General features: G+C 70.9%; 18 protein-coding genes and 2 pseudogenes. 10 read left to right on the forward strand and 10 right to left on the reverse strand.

Going from position 1 to position 20,585, the window contains the following annotated elements; all coding sequences use genetic code 11:
* Nucleotides 1-286 (reverse strand): annotated as a pseudogene (locus CHR28_RS34460) (hypothetical protein); the annotation flags it as partial.
* Between the two features lie 162 nt (nucleotides 287-448).
* Nucleotides 449-1,066, reverse strand: a complete 618-nt coding sequence (locus CHR28_RS34465; RefSeq protein WP_094057659.1) for an RNA polymerase sigma factor — start codon at nucleotides 1,064-1,066, stop codon at nucleotides 449-451.
* A 258-nt stretch (nucleotides 1,067-1,324) separates the two neighbouring features.
* Between CHR28_RS34465 and CHR28_RS34470 the strand changes: the two genes are divergently transcribed.
* Together CHR28_RS34470 and CHR28_RS34475 are read left to right on the forward strand one after the other, a co-directional pair.
* Nucleotides 1,325-4,000 (forward strand): N-acetylmuramoyl-L-alanine amidase, encoded by a 2,676-nt coding sequence (locus CHR28_RS34470; protein ID WP_256984574.1) that lies wholly within the window; start codon nucleotides 1,325-1,327, stop codon nucleotides 3,998-4,000.
* 170 nt (nucleotides 4,001-4,170) lie between these two features.
* Nucleotides 4,171-5,379, forward strand: coding sequence for an N-acetylmuramoyl-L-alanine amidase (locus CHR28_RS34475; RefSeq protein WP_094057661.1), 1,209 nt, complete (start codon nucleotides 4,171-4,173; stop codon nucleotides 5,377-5,379).
* Nucleotides 5,380-5,411: 32 nt separating this feature from the next.
* On the opposite strand, the gene CHR28_RS34480 is transcribed toward CHR28_RS34475, so the two are convergent.
* The 4 genes from CHR28_RS34480 to CHR28_RS34495 form a co-directional block, all read right to left on the reverse strand.
* The gene (locus CHR28_RS34480) at nucleotides 5,412-5,762 is read right to left on the reverse strand and encodes a hypothetical protein (RefSeq protein ID WP_373453415.1); all 351 of its coding nucleotides are present in this window, start codon (nucleotides 5,760-5,762) and stop codon (nucleotides 5,412-5,414) included.
* A gap of 182 nt (nucleotides 5,763-5,944) precedes the next feature.
* Nucleotides 5,945-6,499: a hypothetical protein gene (locus tag CHR28_RS34485; RefSeq protein ID WP_094057663.1), complete on the reverse strand. Its 555-nt coding sequence runs from the start codon at nucleotides 6,497-6,499 to the stop codon at nucleotides 5,945-5,947.
* Between the two features lie 107 nt (nucleotides 6,500-6,606).
* The gene (locus tag CHR28_RS34490; protein ID WP_094057664.1) at nucleotides 6,607-7,113 is read right to left on the reverse strand and encodes a hypothetical protein; all 507 of its coding nucleotides are present in this window, start codon (nucleotides 7,111-7,113) and stop codon (nucleotides 6,607-6,609) included.
* Between the two features lie 96 nt (nucleotides 7,114-7,209).
* Nucleotides 7,210-8,805: a beta-N-acetylhexosaminidase gene (locus tag CHR28_RS34495; protein ID WP_094057696.1), complete on the reverse strand. Its 1,596-nt coding sequence runs from the start codon at nucleotides 8,803-8,805 to the stop codon at nucleotides 7,210-7,212.
* Between the two features lie 291 nt (nucleotides 8,806-9,096).
* On the opposite strand from CHR28_RS34495, the gene CHR28_RS34500 reads away from it, so the two are divergent.
* From CHR28_RS34500 to CHR28_RS34520, 5 genes are all read left to right on the forward strand, one after another.
* The gene (locus tag CHR28_RS34500) at nucleotides 9,097-9,570 is read left to right on the forward strand and encodes a 2-oxo-4-hydroxy-4-carboxy-5-ureidoimidazoline decarboxylase (RefSeq protein ID WP_094057665.1); all 474 of its coding nucleotides are present in this window, start codon (nucleotides 9,097-9,099) and stop codon (nucleotides 9,568-9,570) included.
* Between the two features lie 219 nt (nucleotides 9,571-9,789).
* A complete protein-coding gene (gene sdhC / locus CHR28_RS34505) occupies nucleotides 9,790-10,170 on the forward strand; it encodes a succinate dehydrogenase, cytochrome b556 subunit (RefSeq protein WP_037670267.1) in 381 nt (126 codons plus the stop codon).
* 5 nt (nucleotides 10,171-10,175) lie between these two features.
* Nucleotides 10,176-10,658: a succinate dehydrogenase hydrophobic membrane anchor subunit gene (locus CHR28_RS34510; RefSeq protein ID WP_094057666.1), complete on the forward strand. Its 483-nt coding sequence runs from the start codon at nucleotides 10,176-10,178 to the stop codon at nucleotides 10,656-10,658.
* 19 nt (nucleotides 10,659-10,677) lie between these two features.
* Entirely contained in the window at nucleotides 10,678-12,432 is a 1,755-nt protein-coding gene (gene sdhA / locus CHR28_RS34515) for a succinate dehydrogenase flavoprotein subunit (protein ID WP_094057667.1), read from the forward strand.
* A complete protein-coding gene (locus CHR28_RS34520) occupies nucleotides 12,432-13,211 on the forward strand; it encodes a succinate dehydrogenase iron-sulfur subunit (RefSeq protein ID WP_094057668.1) in 780 nt (259 codons plus the stop codon). Before sdhA ends, CHR28_RS34520 begins: the two co-directional genes overlap by 1 nt.
* A 150-nt stretch (nucleotides 13,212-13,361) precedes the next feature.
* Here CHR28_RS34520 and CHR28_RS34525 read toward each other — a convergent pair whose 3' ends face one another.
* Both CHR28_RS34525 and CHR28_RS38650 read right to left on the reverse strand, forming a co-directional pair.
* Nucleotides 13,362-14,303, reverse strand: coding sequence for a hypothetical protein (locus tag CHR28_RS34525; RefSeq protein WP_094057669.1), 942 nt, complete (start codon nucleotides 14,301-14,303; stop codon nucleotides 13,362-13,364).
* A gap of 9 nt (nucleotides 14,304-14,312) precedes the next feature.
* Nucleotides 14,313-16,289: pseudogene (locus CHR28_RS38650) on the reverse strand (hypothetical protein); the annotation flags it as partial.
* Nucleotides 16,290-16,412: 123 nt separating this feature from the next.
* On the opposite strand from CHR28_RS38650, the gene CHR28_RS38875 reads away from it, so the two are divergent.
* Entirely contained in the window at nucleotides 16,413-16,577 is a 165-nt protein-coding gene (locus tag CHR28_RS38875) for a hypothetical protein (RefSeq protein ID WP_179272665.1), read from the forward strand.
* Nucleotides 16,578-16,629: 52 nt separating this feature from the next.
* Here the strand turns inward: CHR28_RS38875 and CHR28_RS34535 are convergent, their stop codons facing one another.
* Nucleotides 16,630-19,101, reverse strand: coding sequence for a DUF4132 domain-containing protein (locus CHR28_RS34535; protein ID WP_094057670.1), 2,472 nt, complete (start codon nucleotides 19,099-19,101; stop codon nucleotides 16,630-16,632).
* On the reverse strand, nucleotides 19,101-19,493 hold the full coding sequence (locus CHR28_RS34540; RefSeq protein ID WP_094057671.1) for a hypothetical protein: 393 nt from the start codon (nucleotides 19,491-19,493) through the stop codon (nucleotides 19,101-19,103). The genes CHR28_RS34535 and CHR28_RS34540 overlap by 1 nt, the downstream gene beginning before the upstream one ends.
* A gap of 120 nt (nucleotides 19,494-19,613) precedes the next feature.
* On the opposite strand from CHR28_RS34540, the gene CHR28_RS34545 reads away from it, so the two are divergent.
* Nucleotides 19,614-20,021 (forward strand): hypothetical protein, encoded by a 408-nt coding sequence (locus CHR28_RS34545; protein ID WP_094057672.1) that lies wholly within the window; start codon nucleotides 19,614-19,616, stop codon nucleotides 20,019-20,021.
* A 15-nt stretch (nucleotides 20,022-20,036) separates the two neighbouring features.
* Nucleotides 20,037-20,567, forward strand: a complete 531-nt coding sequence (locus tag CHR28_RS34550; RefSeq protein WP_094057673.1) for a thiol-disulfide oxidoreductase DCC family protein — start codon at nucleotides 20,037-20,039, stop codon at nucleotides 20,565-20,567.
* Nucleotides 20,568-20,585: the final 18 nt, after the last annotated feature.

The raw sequence follows: 20,585 nt of genomic DNA on the forward strand, positions 1-20,585 counted from the left end.
GCCGGTCCGGGCCCGTTGCGCGGTCGTGAGCGGCGGGCCGGTCGGAGCCGGTCGCCCGGTCGGGGCCGGCGGAACGGCCGTGGCCGGTGGGCCGGTCGGAGCCGCCGGAACGGTCGGAGCCGGTCGCCCGGTCGGGGCCGGCGGAACGGCCGTGGCCGATGGGACGGTCCTGGCCCGCGGGCCGGTCGCCGTTGGTCGGCGCGGGCCGGCCGGGGGGCGTGGTGGGGTCCGTGGGGTGCACCTGTCGACGGCCGGGGAGCCCGCCGTCGCTTCGATGTTCACCCATGTCCGGTTCCGTCCCTGCTCGATCCACGCGTACCGCACGGTCCGCCCGGTGCCCATGACCCGGCCGACCGGCCCGGTTTCCCGGGCCCCATCCATACGTCTCGTCCGTCCACCCTGTTCAGGGCGGACGCCCCGGCCGCCGCGCCCGGCCCGCCGACGTCGTTCATGTCGACTCCCCCAGCGTCCGGCGCGCCTCATCCGTCACACCGTCGCCGCCCAGCTGGGCGGCGAGACGTTTCAGCCCCCGGTACGCGGCGGTGCGCACCGCCCCCGGCCGCTTGCCGAGGACACGGGCGGCGGCGGGGCCGTCGAGGCCCACCACCACCCGCAGCAGCACGGCCTCGGCCTGGTCCTGCGGCAGACCGCCGACCAGCCGCAGGGCATGCGCGGTGGACAGCGACTCCAGCGCCTGGTCGTGCGTGCTGTGCGGCCCGGGCAGGTCGAGCACGTCCTGTTCCAGCGTGGAGGCCCGGGGCCGTACGCGCTGGCGGCGCAGGTGGTCCAGCGCCCGGTGCCGGGCGATGGTCGCCGTCCAGCCCCGGAAGCCGGCCCCGTCGCCCTTGAACCGCCCGAGGTCCCGGGCGATCTCCAGCCAGGCGTCGGACGCCACGTCCTCCGCGTCCTCTCCGACCAGACCGCGCAGATAGCCGAGCAGGCCCGGCTGAACGATCCGGTAGGCGACCGCGAAGGCCGCCTCGTCACCGTCCTGGGCCCGCGCGACGGCCGCGCCCAGTTCCCCGTCGCGCGCCTGCCCGCGCCGGGGTTCCCCTCCCTGGCCCAAGAACCGTCCTCGTCCGTACCGAGCGCGGCGCGTCCGTGCCACGTCCTCCACGCTGATCAGCGCCGGGCCGCCGAGAAGTGTCACAGCGGGCCGGCCCGCACCCCGCCCCCACGCCCCGAGGGTGATGTCTGGCCATGGCTGTGCGCTGGGTGAGTGGCGCCTGTGTGACAGCAGGTGTCTTTGTGTCCAGGACCAGGGGTGGGGTAGTTGAGTCCTCGGAGCACGCGCGCGTACCAACCGCTCAGTCTGAGAAGACGGGTGTGGCTGACGGTCGGCGCCGTCGTCCTGAGCGGAGCAGGGGTGGTCACGTACGCGATCGCCGATCCGCCGAGCGAGTCCGCGGCCGGGTCGCAGGGCCGCGAGCCGTCCGTCCACACGGTGCGGCTCACGGACAAGGGGGCCGGGCGCAAGGGCCTGGCCAAGCGGGAGACGGACCGGTTCAGCGCGGTCCTGGTGACGTGGAACGACCCCGACGCCCGGGTCAGGGGCACCGCCGAGGTGCGCACCCGGGACCTGGAGAGCGGGCGCTGGTCCGGCTGGCGGAAGCTGGCGGCCGAGCCGAGCCAGGCCGACGGCGCGGAGGGCGAGCGTGCGGCCCTGCGCGGCGGCACCGAGTCGCTGTGGACCGGCGACGCGGACGGCATCGAGGTGCGGGTCGTGAACGCGGACGGCACGGAGGCCGGCGGCCAGCCCGCGGGCCTGGACGTGAAGCTGCTCGACCCGGGCACCGCCCCCGAGGCCGGCCCGCGGCCCGCGGCCTACGCCGCGGAGACCACCGCCCCGGCGACGACGACCGAGCCGACGGGCACACCGACCGACACGGCCACCCCGACCGGCACACCGGCCGAGACACCGCCCGAGACACCGGCCGACTCGGCCACGCCCACCGGCACCCCGGGCGACACCACGTCCCCGACCACATCGGCCTCCCCGTCCACGTCCGCCTCCCCCTCGGCGACGGCCTCCCCCACGCCCACCGTCCCCGAGCCGCGCCCGTCCACGGTCGTCAAGCCTCCCGTCATCACGCAGGCCGAGTGGGGCGCCTCCACGGACTACGACGGCACGCCGGCCTACGGCACCGAGATCAAGGCCGCCGTCGTGCACCACACCGGCATGGACAGCGACAACACCCTGTCCTGCGCCCAGTCCCGCGCCCGGATGCGCTCCATCCAGCAGGAGCACTTCGCGCGCGGCTACTACGACATCGGCTACAACTTCCTCGTCGACCGCTGCGGCCAGATCTTCGAGGGCCGCAGCGGCTGCATGGACCTGCCGGTGACCGGCGCCCACGACGTCGGCTTCAACACCGACACCGTCGGCATCTCCTACCTCGGCAACTACGAGAAGGCCAAGCCCAGCCGCGCCGCCCTGGACGCCGTCTCCCGGCTCGTGGCCTGGAAGTTCGGGATGTACGGCATCGACCCGACCGGCAAGGTGACGCTCACCTCGGGTGTCGCGGCCGGCCAGGACGGCAACAAGGTCGCCAAGGGCACCTCCGTCACCCTGCCCCGGGTCTTCGGGCACCGGGACACCAACGCCACCGCCTGCCCCGGCGCGAACCTCTACCCCCAGCTCTCCCGGATCGCGCAGGTCGCCAAGACCCCGGGCGTCTCGCACGCCCTGGCCACCTCCGACCGCGACCGGGACGGCGTCACGGACCTGGTCGCGGGCACGCCCAAGGCCCTGAGCGGCGGCGGCAGCGTCACCGTCGTGCCGGGCGGCGTCGACGGGCCCGTCACCGCCGCCAAGGTGACGCTCACCCAGAACAGCACCGGCGTGCCCGGCTCGCACGAGTCCGGTGACGGCTTCGGCACCGCCACCTCCTGGGGCGACGTCAACGGCGACGGCTACGCCGACCTGGCGATCGGCGCCCCGGGCGAGGACGACACCAGCGGCCACGCCGACCGCGGCGCGGTCACCGTGCTGTACGGCCCCGCGCTCACCACCGGCTTCTCCTACACCACGTCAGGGGTCACGTCGACGGGCGCCAGGCTCGGCTCCGCGGTCGCCGTGGGCGACTTCGACGCCGACGGCACGGCGGACGTCTTCGCGGCGGGCACCGGCAAGGGCGGCAACTGGAACGCCCGGCTGACCGGCGGCGCCACGCGGTACGGCACGCTCACCACGGCCACCGGCGCCGTCTCCTACCTCGACGCCGCGACCGGCGACTTCAACCGGGACGGCTACGCGGACGTCGCCCTCAACTACCGCGACACCGGCGGCATCGGCCGCGTGGTCCGCTTCGCGGGCTCGGCGACCGGTCTGACCAAGGCGGGCGTCATCTCCGTCAAGGGCGGCCGCTCCCTCGCGGCCGGCGACGTCAACGGCAACGGCTACGACGACATCGTCATCGGCCAGCCCGTCGCCGCCGAGTCGGGCGGGAAGTCCGGCGGCCAGATCACCATGGTCCCGGGCACGTCCACCGGCTTCACCACCACCGGCATGAGCGTCGTCCACCAGGACACGGCCTCCGTCCCGGGCGGCAACGAGTCCGGCGACGCCCTCGGCACGTCCGTCTCGGTCGGCGACTACGACGCCGACGGCTACGCCGACGTCCTGGCGGGCGCCCCGGGCGAGGACCTGACCCGCGACGGCACGAGCCGCGCCGACGCCGGCAACGCGATCCTCCTCAAGGGCGGCGCGTCCGGTCTGACCGGCTCCGGCTCGGCCGGCGTCTCGCAGGACACCTCCGGCGTCCCCGGCTCCACGGAGACCGGCGACCGCCTCGGCTCGTCGGTGACGCCGGCCGACCTGTCCGGCTACGGCAGGGCCGACCTCACCTTCGGCGCCGACGGTGAGGACGGGGGCGACGGCGTCCTGCTGCACCTGCCGAGCAACAGCACCGGCCTCGGGTACGCCGATTCCGTCGTCTTCGGCAGGACGGCGCTGGGCACGCCGGCGGACGCCCGGCTGGGGCAGAACCTGACGCCGTGACACCCCGCACACCCGCTTGAGGACCGGGGGCCCCGTGCACAGGGTGCGCGGGGCCCCCGGACGTCCTCCGTTCGCCGGATTTCTCCCGTCGGGCGAACGGACGGCCCGGCAGGGGGGAATGACGTTCAGGACATCCCGCCGCCCCGCAAGTGGACCGGAGACGAGCCCCCATGACACGCCTTCTGCTGCGCACCGCCGTCGCCACGGCCCTGGCCCTCGGCGCCCTCGGCCCGGCCCGCCCCGCCCTCGCCGTCTCCTCCGACGGCGTGCACACCGTGCGGGTGCCGGACGGCGACCCGCACGAGCGCTCCCTCGCCCCGCGCACCACCGAGCCGTTCAGCCTGCTCGGCATCACCTGGGACGACCCGGATGAGGCCATGGACGGCACGGCGTACGTGCGCACCCGCGCCCGGGACAGCGGAGCGTGGAGCGCGTGGCGCCCTCTGGAGACCGATGTGCGGATGCCCGAGACGGGCCCCGACCGCGCCCGGACCGGGGTGCGCGGCGGCACCCAGCCGCTGTGGACCGGGCCGTCGGACGGCGTCCAGGTGCGCGTCTCGGGCGAGCGGCTGCCCGCGGGGCTGCGTGTCGAACTGGTCGACCCCGACGGGGGCCCGGACGACGCGGTGCACGTGGTGGAGCCGGACGTGGCCGGACCCGGCGCGCCGGAGCCGGGCGTCGTCCCGCCGGCCGCCGGACCGCTCGCCCCGGACCGCCCCGCCGTCACGGCGCGTTCCGCCTGGGGCGCCGACGAGTCCCTGGTGAAGGACCCGCCCACCTACACCGGCGACACCAAGGCGATGTTCGTCCACCACACGGCGGGCACCAACGACTACGCCTGCTCCGAGTCGGCGTCGATCGTGCGCGGCGTGTTCCTGTACCACGTGAGGAGCAACGGCTGGAACGACATCGGCTACCACTTCCTCGTCGACAAGTGCGGCACCGTCTTCGAGGGCCGCGCGGGCGGCATCGACAAGCCCGTGCTCGGCGCGCACGCCTACGGCTTCAACACCGACACCAGCAGCGTCTCGGTGCTCGGCGACTACTCCGCCACGACCGCGAACGCCGCCGTCCGGGAGTCGGTCGCCAAGGTCGCGGCCTGGAAGCTCGGCCTGTACGGCATCGACCCGACCGGCACGGTGGTGCTGACCGCCGGGGCGAACAACGGCAAGTACAAGCTGGGCGAGAAGGTCACCATGCACCGCATCTCCGGCCACCGCGACGGCTACCCGACCGAGTGCCCCGGGCAGCACCTCTACGACGACCTGCCGCAGATCCGCACCCTCGCCGGGAACGCGGGCAAGCCCACCGAGCCCGCCCCGGAGGAGACGGACCCGTTCGCACCGGACTGGTTCGCGCCCGGCGCCTCCGGCCGCTGAGGCGGCAAGGATCACGGCCGCGGCGGCAGAGGCTACGGCCGGGGCGTGCCGCGGGTCGCGTCCCGGCACAGCAGCCGCAGCGAGCCGTGCCCGGCGTAGGCGCGGCGGGCCTCCTCGATCGGGTCCCACAGGCGCCCGTCGGGTGTGCGGACCCAGTGGTCGCCGCCGCTCGCCCACCACTCGGCACCGGCCTGACGCGCCATCACCTCGCCCGCGTACGCGCCGAAGCCGCGCAGCACCGACTCGACGGCGGCGTAGGGCGCTCCCTCGCGCCGTATCTCCTCGATCATCCGGTCGACGCTCCACAGACTCTGCGCCGAGTAGTCGAGGCGCAGCCGTGCTCCCTCGCGCATCGTCGCCACTGTGTCCGCCGCCCACCGCATGGGCTTGGTCGCCGCCGACGGCCTGGTCTCCGCTTGAGTCGTCACATCCCCAAGAGCGCTCAGGGGAAGCGTTTCGTCACCCGGATTCCGGTGGCTGCCCCGAAGCAGCGCAGGACCGCCCCACCGCGTCCGGGGGACAGTCACAGGACCCTTTCACGGAAGGGGGTTTGACGCCGCGGCTGTCAGCCCTGGTGCCGGTTCCGGCGCGACACCACCGCCCGCAGCACCCGCCGCCCCTCCGTCGACACCTCCAGCGCCCGGCGCAGTCCGTTCTGCCCGTGTCCGGCGAGGACCTCCAGGACGACGACCTGCCGGCGCAGCTCGGCGGCGACGAGCGGCGACATGCCCTCGGTGCGGCCCTCGCGGCGTACGGAGACCGAGGAGGCGTCGTCCTCGGAGGGGTCGAGGAGCCGGTGGATCTGCAGGGAGGCGACGGAGCAGGCGTCGGCCCAGACGCGCACCGCGGCGGCGGACCGCTCGGCGGGAGCGGCCTGGAGCATCCGGTGGGCGAGCGAGACCGCCTCGTCCTCCTCGCCTGCGGCGTCCAGCTTCGCCCGGGCCTGCTCCAGCCGTTCGCCCCACTCGGCGGCCTCCGCACCGTCGGTCAGACTCGCCCACAGCGGCCGCAGGGTCTCGTCGTCACCGCCCAGCAGGGGCACGCACCGATCCAAACAAGCCAGCCCGCTCGCGGCCAGCCCGCGTTCGTCGGCCTGTGCGATCAACTCCACCAGGCTCATCCACGCCTCCCTCCGCGGGCCTTCTACGGGGCCCTGCCAGGCCACTTCCAGCCTCACCCCTCACGGAACCCGCACTTCCCCTTACTGCGTGCGACGGCCCCGGAGTGTCACAGGGGCACCACGCCCAGCCTGTCGAGGAAGCGGAACAAGAGGTTTTCGGCCAGGGGATCGGGGTCTGACGTGAGTACGTCCAGCAGGGTCCCGGCGTTCACCTCGTGCCCGGCCTCGGCGGCCCAGCGCACCGCGCGCTCGGCGGCGTCGCCGGGTTCGAGGAAGTAGTCCTCCAGCGTGAGGCCCTCCTGCCCGGCACCCAGGTACCCGGCCATGGCGCCCCGGGCGAGGCAGGTCGTCCACGCCCCGCTCTCCGGAGCGGCCGCCTCCAGCACCACGCACTCGCTGTTCATGACGTACCCGAACAGCGCGGGCGCGCCGGTCTCGCCCGCGAGGTCGTTCATGTTCCCCACGTCGCCCTCGCCGCCCGGGTACTCCCAGACCTGCCATCCGTCCGGTGCCGAGGTGTGCCGCGTCATCGCGTCCGCCGCGCCCGCGAGCGCGTCCAGTTCGGCGAGCGGCCGCTCCCCCCGGCCGACGACGAAGTATCCCCAGTAGCCCATGTCCCGGTTCCCCCCGGCATATTCGATTCGACTCGCCTCAGAAGACCACCACAGCCGTACGGGCGTTCGCAGCCGTATGGGCCAATTCGAGCGGAGTCAGCCGAGCCTGTCCGCGAGCGCCCGGAACTCGGCCCAGGACAGTTCGGGCCTGTCCGGGTCCCACAGCTTCTGCACGGTCGCCCGCAACGGCATCCGGATGCCGGCCGCCACCTGGTCCTGCGTCTGGGAGTTCGCCAGGTCGCACCAGACCGCGAAGGAGCCGCCGGGGATCTGCCCGTCGTAGCGCTCCGGGACGGCCGCGGTGCCGCGCAGCACGCGGGGCGTCCACTGCTCGTAGATCCGCTGCCCCGTCGGATAGACGAAGGTCTGCGGCTCGCCGAGCACGTAGTACAGGAACTCGTCGTTGTAGTTGAGCACCTTGCGGCCCGCCTGCAGGTACTCCAGGGGCGGCCGGGCGCCGATCTCCTTGCCGGTCCAGTAGGCGACCTGGATGTCCTGGTCGGCCTGGACGGATCCGCCGCGGAAGAAGCCGTCGTTCCAGGCGCGCGGGACGCGCTGGTGCTTGCGGACGGTGGCGGCCCGGTCGTTCAGCCAGCCGGTGGTGAGGTCGGCGACCGTGGCGCCGGAGCCGTACTTCTCCTGCGCGGCCGCGGCCAGCTGCGGGAAGGACGCCTCCGGGTCGGAGCGGACCAGCGCCTGGTACTCGTCGGCCCCGAGGTGCCAGGGCTTGCCGGGGAAGAGCTCCGCGTACTCGTTCAGCAACTCGTCGACGATCTCGGCGCTCTCGGGCTTGGAGATGTCGATGGCGCCCTGCACCGCCGAGCCCTGCGCGGTGCGCAGCTGCAGGTCGGGGTGGGCGCGCAGGACCGCGCCCAGGTGCCCGGGCGAGTCGATCTCGGGCACGACGGTGATGTGCCGGCTCTCCGCCAGGTCGATGATCTTCCGCACCTGCGCCTTGGTCAGATGCGGCTGGGACACGATCTCCGGCTGCGTGTCGGACTCGATCCGGAATCCCTGGTCGTCGGAGAAGTGCAGCCCCAGCTCGTTGAACTTCAGATCGCCCAGCTCACGGACGCGGTCCTCGATCCAGCCGGCCGTGAAGTTCTTGCGCGCGATGTCCAGCATGAAACCGCGCCGCTCCTTGGCCGGCTCGTCGCGCACCACGCCCTCGGGAGCCGTGCCGCCGTCGTGGGTCTCCTGCTTGAGCGTGCGGGTGCCGTAGAAGACACCGGCCTCCGCGGGCCCGCTGATCTCCACGCGCCCGTCGCGCACGGTCATCACGTACGACTCGGGGTTCGCGTTCTTCCGGTCCTCCAGCGACAGCCGCAGGTCCCCGTCCCGGTCGTCGTCCTTCTCGCCGGCGTACGTCAGCCCCAGCTCTCCGGCGATCAGCCGCCCCTCGTCGGCCAGCGCCGGGTCGTTCACGACCACCCGGTCGCCGTCCCCGGGCTTCCAGCCCGGGCCGCGGGCGGGGGTGTGGTCGCGCACGGCCGGGATGGTGCGGGGCGCGGTGGACAGGGGGTACGAGCGGCTGGGGCCGGGGCTCGTCTCCTGCCCGGTCGGGGTGGGAGCCGCCGCGGCCCCGCCCCGGGACGATCTCGCCTCCGGTGCGGTGGGCCCGCCGTCGCCGCCCGAGGCCGCCCAGAGCCCCAGACTCACGCCGGCCGCCACCACGACCAGGGCTACCGCCATGGCCACGACCAGCACCTGCCGCTGTTTCACCTGCTTCGCCGAAGCCCGGCGCCTGTGCTGACTCACACGGCCAACCTAAGACCCGGCGCGCCCGGGCGCGCGTCCACCACGCGTTCCGAAACTCTCTCCCCCGGGTGAAATTCGGGCATCCGTCGGACACGCCACGGTCGTACTCGATAGCGTGACGTCACAACTCTCACAACATTGCCCTGCCGACACACGTGACGCCCACGAGGACCCACGCTGCCCGCGCACCGTCCCCCTGACCTCCCCGGTCGCCTGGCCATACCGGTGGAGCACTTCAACGCAGCCTCGGCGGAGGACCTGGAGCGCACCCTCCTCGCGTGTCTGCGCAGCCCCCGCTGGTCCCGCCGCGTCGCGGACCACCGCCCCTACCCCGACGTGGACTCCCTGCTGGCCGCCGCCGACGAGGCGGCCTACGACCTGACCTGGGACGACCTGACCGAGGCCCTGGCCGCCGAGCCCCTGCCCACGCTCCCGCCGGACACCTACTCCGCGGCCCACACGGCCCTGAACGCGGCCCACGCCGCCTACGAGGCCCGCTTCGGACACGTGTTCGTCATCTGCCTGGACGGTGTCTCCCCCTCGGAGACCCTGGACCGACTCCTCGAAGCCATCCGGTCACGATTGGCGAACGATCCCGAAGAGGAGCGCGTGGTCGCGGCGGACGAACTCCGGCGGCTCGCCAGGGAACGGCTGCTGCACGCCCTCAGGGGCGCCGGGAACTGCGCGATCAGCCACTGACCGCCCGCACCCGGCACCGCGCGGACGCCGCGCGGCTCCGCGTCGCACTAGCCCACCAGTACCCCTTTGCGTGCCAGTTTGATCACACCCCGGGACCCCGGCGCAGCCCGGCCGCAGTGCCTCGCTACGATGCTGGGGGCCGGTGGACCGTACCCGGCCGGGCCCGACCGACAAGGAAAGCCGGCGCGGCCCCAATCACCGCTCCCGGAGGAAACTTCCGTGCCGGCTGGAACGCTGTACCGCGGCCGGGAAGGAATGTGGTCCTGGGTGGCTCACCGAGTCACCGGCGTCCTCATTTTCTTCTTCCTGTTCGTCCACGTGCTGGACACCGCCCTCGTGCGGGTGTCCCCCGAGGCCTACGACAAGGTCGTGGCCACGTACAAGACGCCGATCGTCGCGCTGCTGGAGTACGGCCTCGTCGCCGCCATCCTCTTCCACGCGCTCAACGGCCTGCGTGTCATCGCCGTCGACTTCTGGATCAAGGGCGCCCGCTACCAGAAGCAGATGCTCTGGACGGTCGTCGCCCTGTGGGTCGTGCTGATGCTCGGGGCGATCTACCCCGTCCTCGGCCACGCCGCTCGTGAACTGTTCGGGAGCTGACGCCAATGTCCACGACTGAGAAGTCCGCCGCGGGCGTCGGCCCCGTCGAGGGTGGCGCCGTCTACACCGTCGACAACCCGGCCCCCTTCATCGAGGCCCCGCGCAAGCGGACCAAGAAGACCCCGAAGAGCACCCGGGGCAACTTCGAACTGGCCGCCTGGCTCTTCATGCGCCTGTCCGGCGTCGTGCTGGTCGTGCTGGTCCTCGGCCACCTGCTGATCCAGCTCGTGCTGGACGGCGGCGTCTCCAAGATCGGCTTCGCCTTCGTGGCGGGCCGCTGGGCGTCCCCGTTCTGGCAGGTCTGGGACCTGCTGATGCTGTGGCTGGCGATGCTGCACGGCGCCAACGGCCTGCGCACGGTCATCAACGACTACGCGGAGCGCGCGAACACCCGGCTGTGGCTCAAGGGCCTGCTCTACACGGCCACGGTGTTCACCATCCTGCTGGGCACGCTGGTGATCTTCACCTTCGACCCGAACATCCGCTAGGCACGGGGCTGCGAGAATCATGAAGATCCACAAGTACGACACCGTCATCGTCGGCGCCGGTGGCGCGGGCATGCGCGCGGCCATCGAGTCCACCAAGCGCAGCCGCACCGCCGTGCTGACCAAGCTGTACCCCACCCGCTCCCACACGGGCGCCGCGCAGGGCGGCATGGCCGCCGCGCTGGCCAACGTGGAGGAGGACAACTGGGAGTGGCACACCTTCGACACGGTCAAGGGCGGTGACTACCTGGTCGACCAGGACGCCGCCGAGATCCTCGCGAAGGAGGCCATCGACTCCGTCCTCGACCTGGAGAAGATGGGCCTGCCGTTCAACCGCACCCCGAACGGCACCATCGACCAGCGCCGCTTCGGCGGTCACAGCCGCAACCACGGCGAGGCCCCGGTCCGCCGCTCCTGCTACGCGGCCGACCGCACCGGCCACATGATCCTCCAGACGCTGTACCAGAACTGCGTCAAGGAGGGCGTGGAGTTCTACAACGAGTTCTACGTCCTGGACCAGCTGATCACCGAGGTCGACGGCGTCAAGAAGTCGGCCGGTGTGGTGGCGTACGAGCTGGCCACCGGCGAGATCCACGTCTTCCACGCCAAGGCCGTGATCTACGCCTCCGGCGGCTGCGGCAAGTTCTTCAAGGTGACGTCCAACGCGCACACGCTGACCGGTGACGGCCAGGCGGCCGTGTACCGGCGGGGCATCCCGCTGGAGGACATGGAGTTCTTCCAGTTCCACCCGACCGGCATCTGGCGCATGGGCATCCTGCTGACGGAGGGCGCCCGCGGTGAGGGCGGCATCCTCCGCAACAAGGACGGCGAGCGCTTCATGGAGAAGTACGCGCCGGTCATGAAGGACCTCGCGTCCCGTGACGTCGTGTCCCGCTCCATCTACACGGAGATCCGTGAGGGCCGCGGCTGCGGTCCCGAGGGCGACCACGTCTACCTCGACCTCACGCACCTGCCGCCGGAGCAGCTGGACGCCAAGCTCCCGGACATCACCGAGTTCGCCCGTACGTACCTCGGCATCGAGCCGTACACGGACCCGATCCCGATCCAGCCCACCGCGCACTACGCCATGGGCGGCATCCCGACCAACGTCGAGGGTGAGGTCCTGGCGGACAACACCACGGTCGTCCCGGGCCTGTACGCGGCCGGCGAGGTCGCCTGCGTGTCCGTGCACGGCGCCAACCGCCTGGGCACCAACTCGCTGCTGGACATCAACGTCTTCGGCAAGCGGGCCGGCATCGCGGCGGCGGAGTACTCGCAGAAGGCGGACTTCGTCGAGCTGCCGGAGAACCCGGCGGAGCTCGTGCTGGAGCAGGTGGAGCGGCTGCGCAACTCCACCGGCGCCGAGCGCGTGGCGGAGCTGCGGCGCGAGCTGCAGGAGACCATGGACGCCAACGTCATGGTGTTCCGCACCGAGCAGACCATCAAGACGGCGGTCGAGAAGATCGCGGAGCTGCGCGAGCGCTACAAGAACGTGGCGATCCAGGACAAGGGCAAGCGGTTCAACACGGACCTGCTGGAGGCCATCGAGCTGGGCAACCTGCTCGACCTCGCCGAGGTCATGGCCGTCTCCGCGCTGGCCCGCAAGGAGTCCCGCGGCGGTCACTACCGCGAGGACTACCCGAACCGCGACGACGTCAACTTCATGCGGCACACCATGGCGTACCGCGAGGTCGGCGCCGACGGCTCCGAAACCGTCCGTCTCGACTACAAGCCGGTCGTCCAGACCCGCTACCAGCCGATGGAGCGTAAGTACTGATGGCTACCCCTGTTCTGGACAAGGAAGACGCGGCCGGCAAGCCCGAGCCCGGTTTCGCCGACTCCCCCTACATCACGGTCACCTTCCGGGTCCGCCGCTTCAACCCGGAGGTCGCGGCGGACGCGACCTGGGAGGACTTCCAGGTCGAGATCGACCCGAAGGAGCGCGTCCTCGACGCCCTCCACAAGATCAAGTGGGACCTGGACGGCTCGCTGACGTTCCGCCGCTCCTGCGCGCACGGCATCTGCGGCTCGGACGCCATGCGGATCAACGGCAAGAACCGCCTGGCCTGCAAGACGCTGATCAAGGACATCAACCCCGAGAAGCCGATCACGGTCGAGCCCATCAAGGGCCTGACGGTGCTGAAGGACCTCGTGGTCGACATGGAGCCGTTCTTCCAGGCGTACCGGGACGTCATGCCCTTCCTCATCACGAAGGACACGAACGAGCCCACGCGTGAGCGGCTGCAGTCCGCCGAGGACCGCGAGCGCTTCGACGACACCACGAAGTGCATCCTGTGCGCGGCCTGCACCACGTCGTGCCCGGTCTTCTGGAACGACGGCCAGTACTTCGGCCCGGCCGCCATCGTCAACGCGCACCGCTTCATCTTCGACTCGCGTGACGAGGCGGGCGAGCAGCGCCTGGAGATCCTCAACGACAAGGACGGCGTGTGGCGCTGCCGCACGACCTTCAACTGCACGGACGCCTGCCCGCGCGGCATCGAGGTCACGAAGGCGATCGCCGAGGTGAAGAGGGCGCTGATCACGCGCCGCTACTGAGCCCGACCGCTTGACCGGGAAGGCCCCGTCACCGCTGGTGACGGGGCCTTTTGTCTACGCACTTCGCCCGCAGCCGGGAACACCGATCCTGGAACCGCAGCATCCGTTGAGCGGAACTGCACGGGCGTCCATGCCGCTAAACGGACGGCGTCAGTCTGGTAGGACGACCATGTGCGTCGGGGGCAGGCCAGGAATAGGAGGGAGGCGTCGGAACTCGCCAGTCACGAGCACGTCACGCACAGCGCGGTGTACCTTCTCCACCGCTTGACCGCGGTACTCACGGAACGTGGGAGTGGCCTGGAGCAGCAACCCTCCATTGGGCAAGATGGTCACGGAGTGGAATGCGCCCGAAGCCCGCAGTGCGTCAGCGCCACCCAATGTGCCAGAGATCTCGGCGGGGACGACCATGAGCCAGGAGTACCCGCGCAGCCGTGAGCGCCACTCAGGTGTGTTGGCCGTGGGATCACCTGCGTACCCTTTGAGGAAGCGTTCAAGCTCCGTCTCGCCGCACGCATGACGATAGGAGACGTGCCCGAAGACAACCTTGTACCGCTCACAAACCCACCGGACGGATCGCAACAGGCCGCCCTGAACCGATGTGGCCGTTCCTGGGGCAAGCAGATCTCGTTCGTCAACGTGGACAGTCAGCTTCACATACTCCGGGAGCTCCTCGTCGAACATGACCGAGACTGAGACGTCGGGGTTGCCGATGTCACCGTCCTGCGTGAACAACCCGCTCGTAACAGAGACCGACTCAGCCCGGTCGTCGACCACCTGCCGCAACCAAGGCAGCACGTCAGGGGTGTAGGGGTTGTAACGCACTTCCAACGTGTCCTGAGGGGCCGCAGAGACAACGCTCCAACGGTCGGACCCATCGCTCGGGCTCATGACGGGGAAGTGTGTGCTCCCCCTACTGGACACTCTGTGTCGGTCGGCCCTTACCAGAATGTCCGCCCGTGCGAGCTCCCGCACTCCTTCTGTCAGCCACTTCATCGCACATTGTGACAGCCCAGCCGAGTCCGCGTCGTACACGGTCAGCTCGCTCACCAACCCGTGAGAGACGTTGGCGTTAAGAGAGCGAATGATGTCCACTCGTTTACCTTACTCAAGACCGAAGGGACTCGTCACCATCTTCCCGAGCACATAGAGGCTGGTAGCACCGATGGCTGACCATGCAATGCTTCTCTGCTGTTCCGGAGTGGGCTGCCAGACCTGGACGCTCAGAGGCGCTCGCACGGTAGCCGGTTCGTGACCTCTCGGAGTTTTCTTCGACTGACTTCGAGTCCACCATCCCACGACTCCCTGATACCGCTCACCAGTACGCGGTGAATTAAACCGCGACCGTGTCGATTGAGCGACCAGTTGCTGCTTTGGGTTCAGGGGGTCCATGGTCGCAATCTGCTGGAGCTCGTGGCCACGCTGCACCGTTTTCCCGTACTTGCGCTGCTCCTTCTGCATTGCTCTGACATAGCGATCCAACTGGGCAGGAGCTGCCTTCTCAGCACTTATGGCGGATTTCACTTCCCAGATGAAGATGTAGTCGTCGAAGTACAGGACCACATCAGCGAAACCGTCCTTCGTCTTGCCAGTACCACCCTTTGGGATCTTCACGTTAGTACTGACTTGCACCGCCGGATTCTGCCAATACACGGCAGAGAGATACGCCGCAACGGACCGCACCGCCGCATTGTGACGAATGGTGTCAGCCACCATGTCCTCACTGTCCCGCCCTTGTCTTCCGGATGTCTTCGCCGAGGCGCCACCGGCAGAAGCGCCGACCTTTTTATGCGACTTACTCGTGGCATCCGGGTGCGGCTCGCTGTGGCCAGTCCCGTCGTCGATCCACAGCCCCGTGGGGTCGGAATGGGAGACCGGGCTGTTGTTGGCGTAGGCGTACCCGTTCATCTGGAGCGTGCGAACGGCACGCCAGCTGGACCCGACCTTCTGGATCTCGTCCGACCGCTTCGTTCCTGTGCGATGCGCGAGCAGCGGGTCGGCGGTGGTCGCGTCCTCGTTCTCACGCGGGCGGGACGCCGTCTCCTTCGACCAGGGGAAGTTCACGGTCCGGCTGAGGACCTCGCCACCCGAATCGACGTAGGTGATGGTTTCGGCGGTCAGGCCCGCGTACTGCGGCGCGTCGTCCGTCAGCAGCGTGTACTTGCCTTCGCTGTCCTTGACCTCGCCGCCGATGCCCAGGAAGTAGCGCGTCACCGATTGGGACTGGGACTGGGGTACACCCGGTTCGGAGCTGGTCTTGCTGCCCTTCTTGACCGTGACCTGCCGGTGCCCGCGCCAGTCGCTGTACGTCCGCAGAGCGGGGCGTGTGAACTCGTCGTCGCTCTTGGCCCACGCCGGGTCCGCGTACGAGTACATCGTGACGACAGGCTTGCTGTGCGAAGTGACCTTGTCGGTCTCGGTCACGGAGGCGACGACGTACTTGTTGAACCAGGACTTCGCGGGGGTGCGCTCGTCGCCGTCAGGTGACCAGCGCACCGGGTAGCACGTGCCGTTGTTCTCGCCCTTGTCCTCGGAGGGCTCGCTCGCACAGCCTCCGGTGTACTCGACCTCGATGTCGCCGCCGTATTCGGTGGAGACGGTGCCGATCCGAGGGCGGGTGAACCCCGGACGCTGGTCGCTCTTGCCCGTCAGCACGAGATTGGGCAGCTGACGGTCCTTGAGCCGGGTGCGCAGCGGAGACGACGCGCCGACCGTGTAGTGGGAGAAGCTGACGCCGTCCTGCGACTGAAGGGTGCCGGTGGTGTCGCCGGGGCCGAAGCCGGTGCGGGTGATCGAGTTGAGCCAGAGGCCCGGCGAGGTGTCGTACCAGTCCTCCGGGAAGGACTGGTGCAGGGTGTAGATGTCCACCTTGCCGAGGCCGGTCTGGCCCGGGCGAGCTGCCTTGGTGGTCACCGTGTCCAGGCGGAGCTGCGTCCAGAACGAAGGGAACGGCGGGCACAGCTTGGAAGTGGACTTGCAGTTGAGGTTGCCGGGGGTGTCCCACCAGGGACGGTAGGCTCCCGGGTCGTCCGTCTTGGCGAAGTTGGCCGCGTCGCACGCCGACACGGACTTCAGACACCTGCTTCACGCCGAAGGGGCGGCGGGGCCAATCTCACCTCGCTGGCTACCGCGGCCAACTCTGCCGGCGGGACAGACAACGAGTACGGTGCCTCGGGCTGGTCCAGCAGCGCCATGCCCCATCTGATGGGCACGCCGAGTGCCAACGGCGACACCGTTCCCGATCTGTGGGCTGTCCTGGCCGACGGATCCGTGCGCTTTCACTCGGGCAGCAAGACCGCTCTGAGCGGCCCGGGTGCCGAGGTCATCGCCCGAGCCGATTATTGGAAGACCCGTATCGCCATCGGGTGACGACGAAGCACCAGGATCGGGGTCCGTCTTCGAGAAGGCGGACCCCGACCCGCTACAGCTGGCTCAGGATCGTCGGGTCCGTGATCTTCGTGTCCGCCGCCAGCAGCATCGCCTTGCTGAGGATCACCGACAGCATGCGGTCGCCCTCGAAGGGCAGGTAACCCGTCCCCTGGGCCTTCGGGTCGGACTTCGGGACGATGCAGAGGTACTGGTCGTTCGGGGTTCTGAGGATGTTGCCCGAGCCGAGGTGGATCTTGTAGGTGTGGCGGTCGCCCTTGACGTGGAGGAAGCGGCCCTCCAGCGTGCAGCGGTCGGCTATCGCCAGGCGCGGGACGAGGCGTTCGAGCAGGAGCCTGCGGGTCTCGGCGCTCTGGTTCAGCTCACCGAAGCCGTACGACGTCCAGTACTCGCGGAACCGGCCGCCGGGGCCGCCGTCCTGCCAGGTCGGGTCGTTGCCGATGCTGGCGACGCCGACGAACAGGTCGACGTCGCGCAGGACTTCGGAGAGGACCAGGGGCGGGATGTCCTCCAGCGGGAGGGGCTCGACGCGCCGTTGGCCGGGTTCGAGCCACATGCTGTACCCGCCGCCGTAGGTGGAGGCCCAGTTCTCCGGGGCGTCGATCGGGTAGAAGCGGACCTGGTCGGTGCGCAGGCGCAGGTAGCTGCCGGAGTCGGTGGTGTCGACGCCGTACTCCTCGCCGTCGCCCTCGATCCAGTACTCGGCGCGCAGTCCCCACTGCGGCAGCGCGCGGGTGGCCGGAGGGGCCGAGTCGTCGACGCACAGGCGGAGTTTGTTGCGCCAGCCTCGGACGGCCGCCAGGGAGTGGAACTGGTGCTGGCGCAGGACGTGCGCCGCGAAACGGTTGGAGTAGGTGCCGGTGGCGCGCTCGGCGTCGGTGAGCAGGTAGACCTCGCGGTGGGCCTGCTTGAACGGCTGGGTGATGCCGTGCCGCTCCAGCCAGTCGCGCCAGGCGACGATCTCGGCCGGTGCGTGGCCGACCGGGTGCCAGAGCTCCACCCACGCGCCCTCCCGCACGGGCTCGTCGGACAGGGTCCGCAGCTCGCCGTCCGCGTAGCCGGCGGTCGTGCCGTCGATCGTCCACAGCAGGCGGCGGGCGAGCGTGCCGACGAGCGGGTGGTCGAGGTAGCGCTCGCGCCAGACGGCGTACGGCCAAATGCGGCGGGCGAGGAACTGGCGGTCCAGGCGCTCGCTCTGCGCCGAGAGCATCTTGTCGATGTCCTTGACCGCCGCCTTCAGCTCCTTCAGCTCCTCGGCGTGGTCCCGCTTCACCGCGGCCGGCACGCTCTTGACGGGCTTGCCCGCGGCGTTGCGCCAGGTGAGGACCGTACGGGTGCCCTCGATCTCCAGCAGTGCCGTCGCCTCGCCGAGACGGCGGGTGGCCCGGCCGGCCTCCGTCAGCCCGTAGGCCGGGACCGCCAGTTCCTCGATCTCCTCGCGGCTGAGGCCCAGCGCGGTGGCACGGGCCTCAAGGGCCGTGTCGAGGAGCTTGGCGGTGTTCTTGTACGTCACCCGCGTGGCCAGCCGGGCCAGTTCGGCCAGGGCCGCCTCGGAGTCGACGCGGGCGAGCGCGATCACGCCCGCGTTGGCGACCTTGGGGTTGCGGGGGCCGAGGCCCGCGACCTTCTTCAGTGAGGTCTCGACCAGGGCGCCGAGGGCCCGGGCCGTGCCGGGGTCCGGGGGCAGCAGGGACAGGAGCCAGGCCAGTCCGCGCAGGGCGGTGGCGTTGTAGGGGTCGTAGGCGCTGTTGACGTCGGGCTCCCACTCGCGGCGCTCCAGCGGGAGCGTGCGGGGGCGGCCGACCAGGGCGAGCCAGGGCAGGACCCGCTCGCGGACGGCCTCCGTGCCGAGGGTGTCCAGCAGGGCCCGCGCGCCCTTGTCCCACTTGGCTGTGGGCTTGGAGGCGGTGGCCGTCAGCGCGTGCCGCAGGAGGGCCTGCCAGTCGGCGGTGGTGGCCTCGCTCAGGGCCTGGTCGGCCCAGGCCTCGCCGACGTTGAGGACGGGGTCGGTGAGCTGCCGGGACAGGGTCATGAGGTCGTCCGCGCGGTAGGCGTCGAGGGCGGCGCGGCGGACCACGGCCACCACGGGAGCGGGGAGCGGGCGGCCCGCGGCCTGTTCGGCCCGGACCAGGACGTCGAAGCGGGCCGCGTACCAGAAGGTCTGGCGGCGGGCCAGCTCGTCCAGGGCGCGGTGGCGCTCGGCGGCCAGCGGGTCGTCGTCCAGGCCCTCGGAGACCAGGGCACACAGGGCGAGATGGCGGCAGCGGTCCTCCGTGTCGGCACCGGCCTGGGCGAACCGGTCGGCCAGGGCGTGCAGCAGCTCGCGGCGGCGCTCGGCCTGCAGCTCGCGCAGGCGGTCCAGCACCTGCTCCCAACTGCCGCCCCAGCCGCCGCGGCTGGAGTCGAGGACGCGCAGCGCCTCGTCGGCGACCCGGCCCATGTCGCCGTCGGCGATCCTGTCGCGCAGCCGGTCCATGTGCGACCGGGGTGTACGGAAGGCGCTCATCAGCCACCGACCAGGGGGACGAGCTTCAGGAAGGTGACCTCCGTGCCGAGCGGGAGGTCGATCTCCTCGTCCGCGTCGGTGAGCTGACGGTCACCGACCAGCACCAGGAAGCCGTTCCCCGCGAACGCCCGCAGGGCCAGGGCCGTCTGGGCCTCGGGGTCGATGCGGCGGGGCGTGCGCAGCGCGTACCCGTTCAGCACGCGCTCGGTGTCCTCGGGCTGCACGAGTCCCTGGAACACCTCCGGCGTCCGGGCGTTGAACTCGGCCACCTCCTGGAAGACCCGGCGGCGGATCAACTCCCGCACGCTCAGCCTCTCCTCGGCGATCTCCAGCCCCCAGGCCGCCCGCCGCTCCCCCGTTGTCGTCTCGTCGACGAACGTCACGATTGCCATGCCGACGACAGTACGAGCCACCACTGACAATCACCCCGCGCCTTGTGTTGAACATGTTCAAAAATAGGTCTACAGTCATCCCCGACAGCGTTTTGAACGTGTTCAAGAAGGGTGGGGGCAATGGACCGCACGGTCGTCGCCTACGTCATCTACCTGCTGGTCAGCATCGGCCTGACCATCTGGGTGGCCCGCACGCTCAGCCGGAACGGCAGGATCTTCCTCGCCGACGTGCTGCACGGCAACGAAAAGCTCGCCGAGGCCGTGAACCACCTTCTGGTGGTGGGCTTCTACCTCGTCAACCTCGGCTTCGTCGCGCTGTATCTGAGCGACGACGAGACCATCACCGACACCCGCGGGATCTTCGAGGCCCTGTCGACCAAGCTCGGTGTGGTGCTGCTGGTGCTCGGCGTGATGCACCTGGCCAACGTCTACGTGCTCAACCGGATCCGGCGCCGGGGCGCCATGGAGCGGGAGCAGGTCCCGCCGGTGCCGCCGCAGGGCTGGGCCGCCCCGCAGGCCCAGGCCTGAACGGAGCCCGGTCACATGAACGCCACCGCACCCGCCCCGGTCCGTCGGATCACCGTCCTCTACGACGCCGAGTGCTCCCTGTGCGCGTTCCTGCGCGACTGGCTCGTGCGGCAGCCCCAGCTGGTGCCGCTGGAGCCGGTCCCGGCCGGTTCCGCGGAGGCCCGCCGGCGCTTCCCCGGCCTCGACCACGGCGCCACCCTCGACGAGATCACCGTCGTCGGGGACGCCGGGCAGGTCTACCGCGGCCCGGCCGCCTGGATCGTCACCCTGTGGGCGCTGCGTGAGCACCGGCCGCTCGCCCACCGGCTGAGCACCCCAGCCGGCGCCCGGCTCGCCAAGGGCGCCGTGCTCGCCGCCGCCAAGTGGCGCGGGGCTCAGTGGCACCGGGGGCAGGGCGGCGCGGGACAGCAGGGCGCGGGGCAGTGGGGCGCGGGGCAGTGGGGCGGGCGGGTGTACCGGCGGGCGGACGGGTGGGCGTACGACCCCGACACCGGCTGGACCCACACCGCGCCGTCCTGCGGCGACGGCTCCTGCGCCCCACGGTGACCGCACCGGCCCTGGCAT

It is taken from the genome of Streptomyces sp. XY006 (genome assembly GCF_002237655.1).
Taxonomy (GTDB): Bacteria; Actinomycetota; Actinomycetes; order Streptomycetales; family Streptomycetaceae; genus Streptomyces; species Streptomyces levis.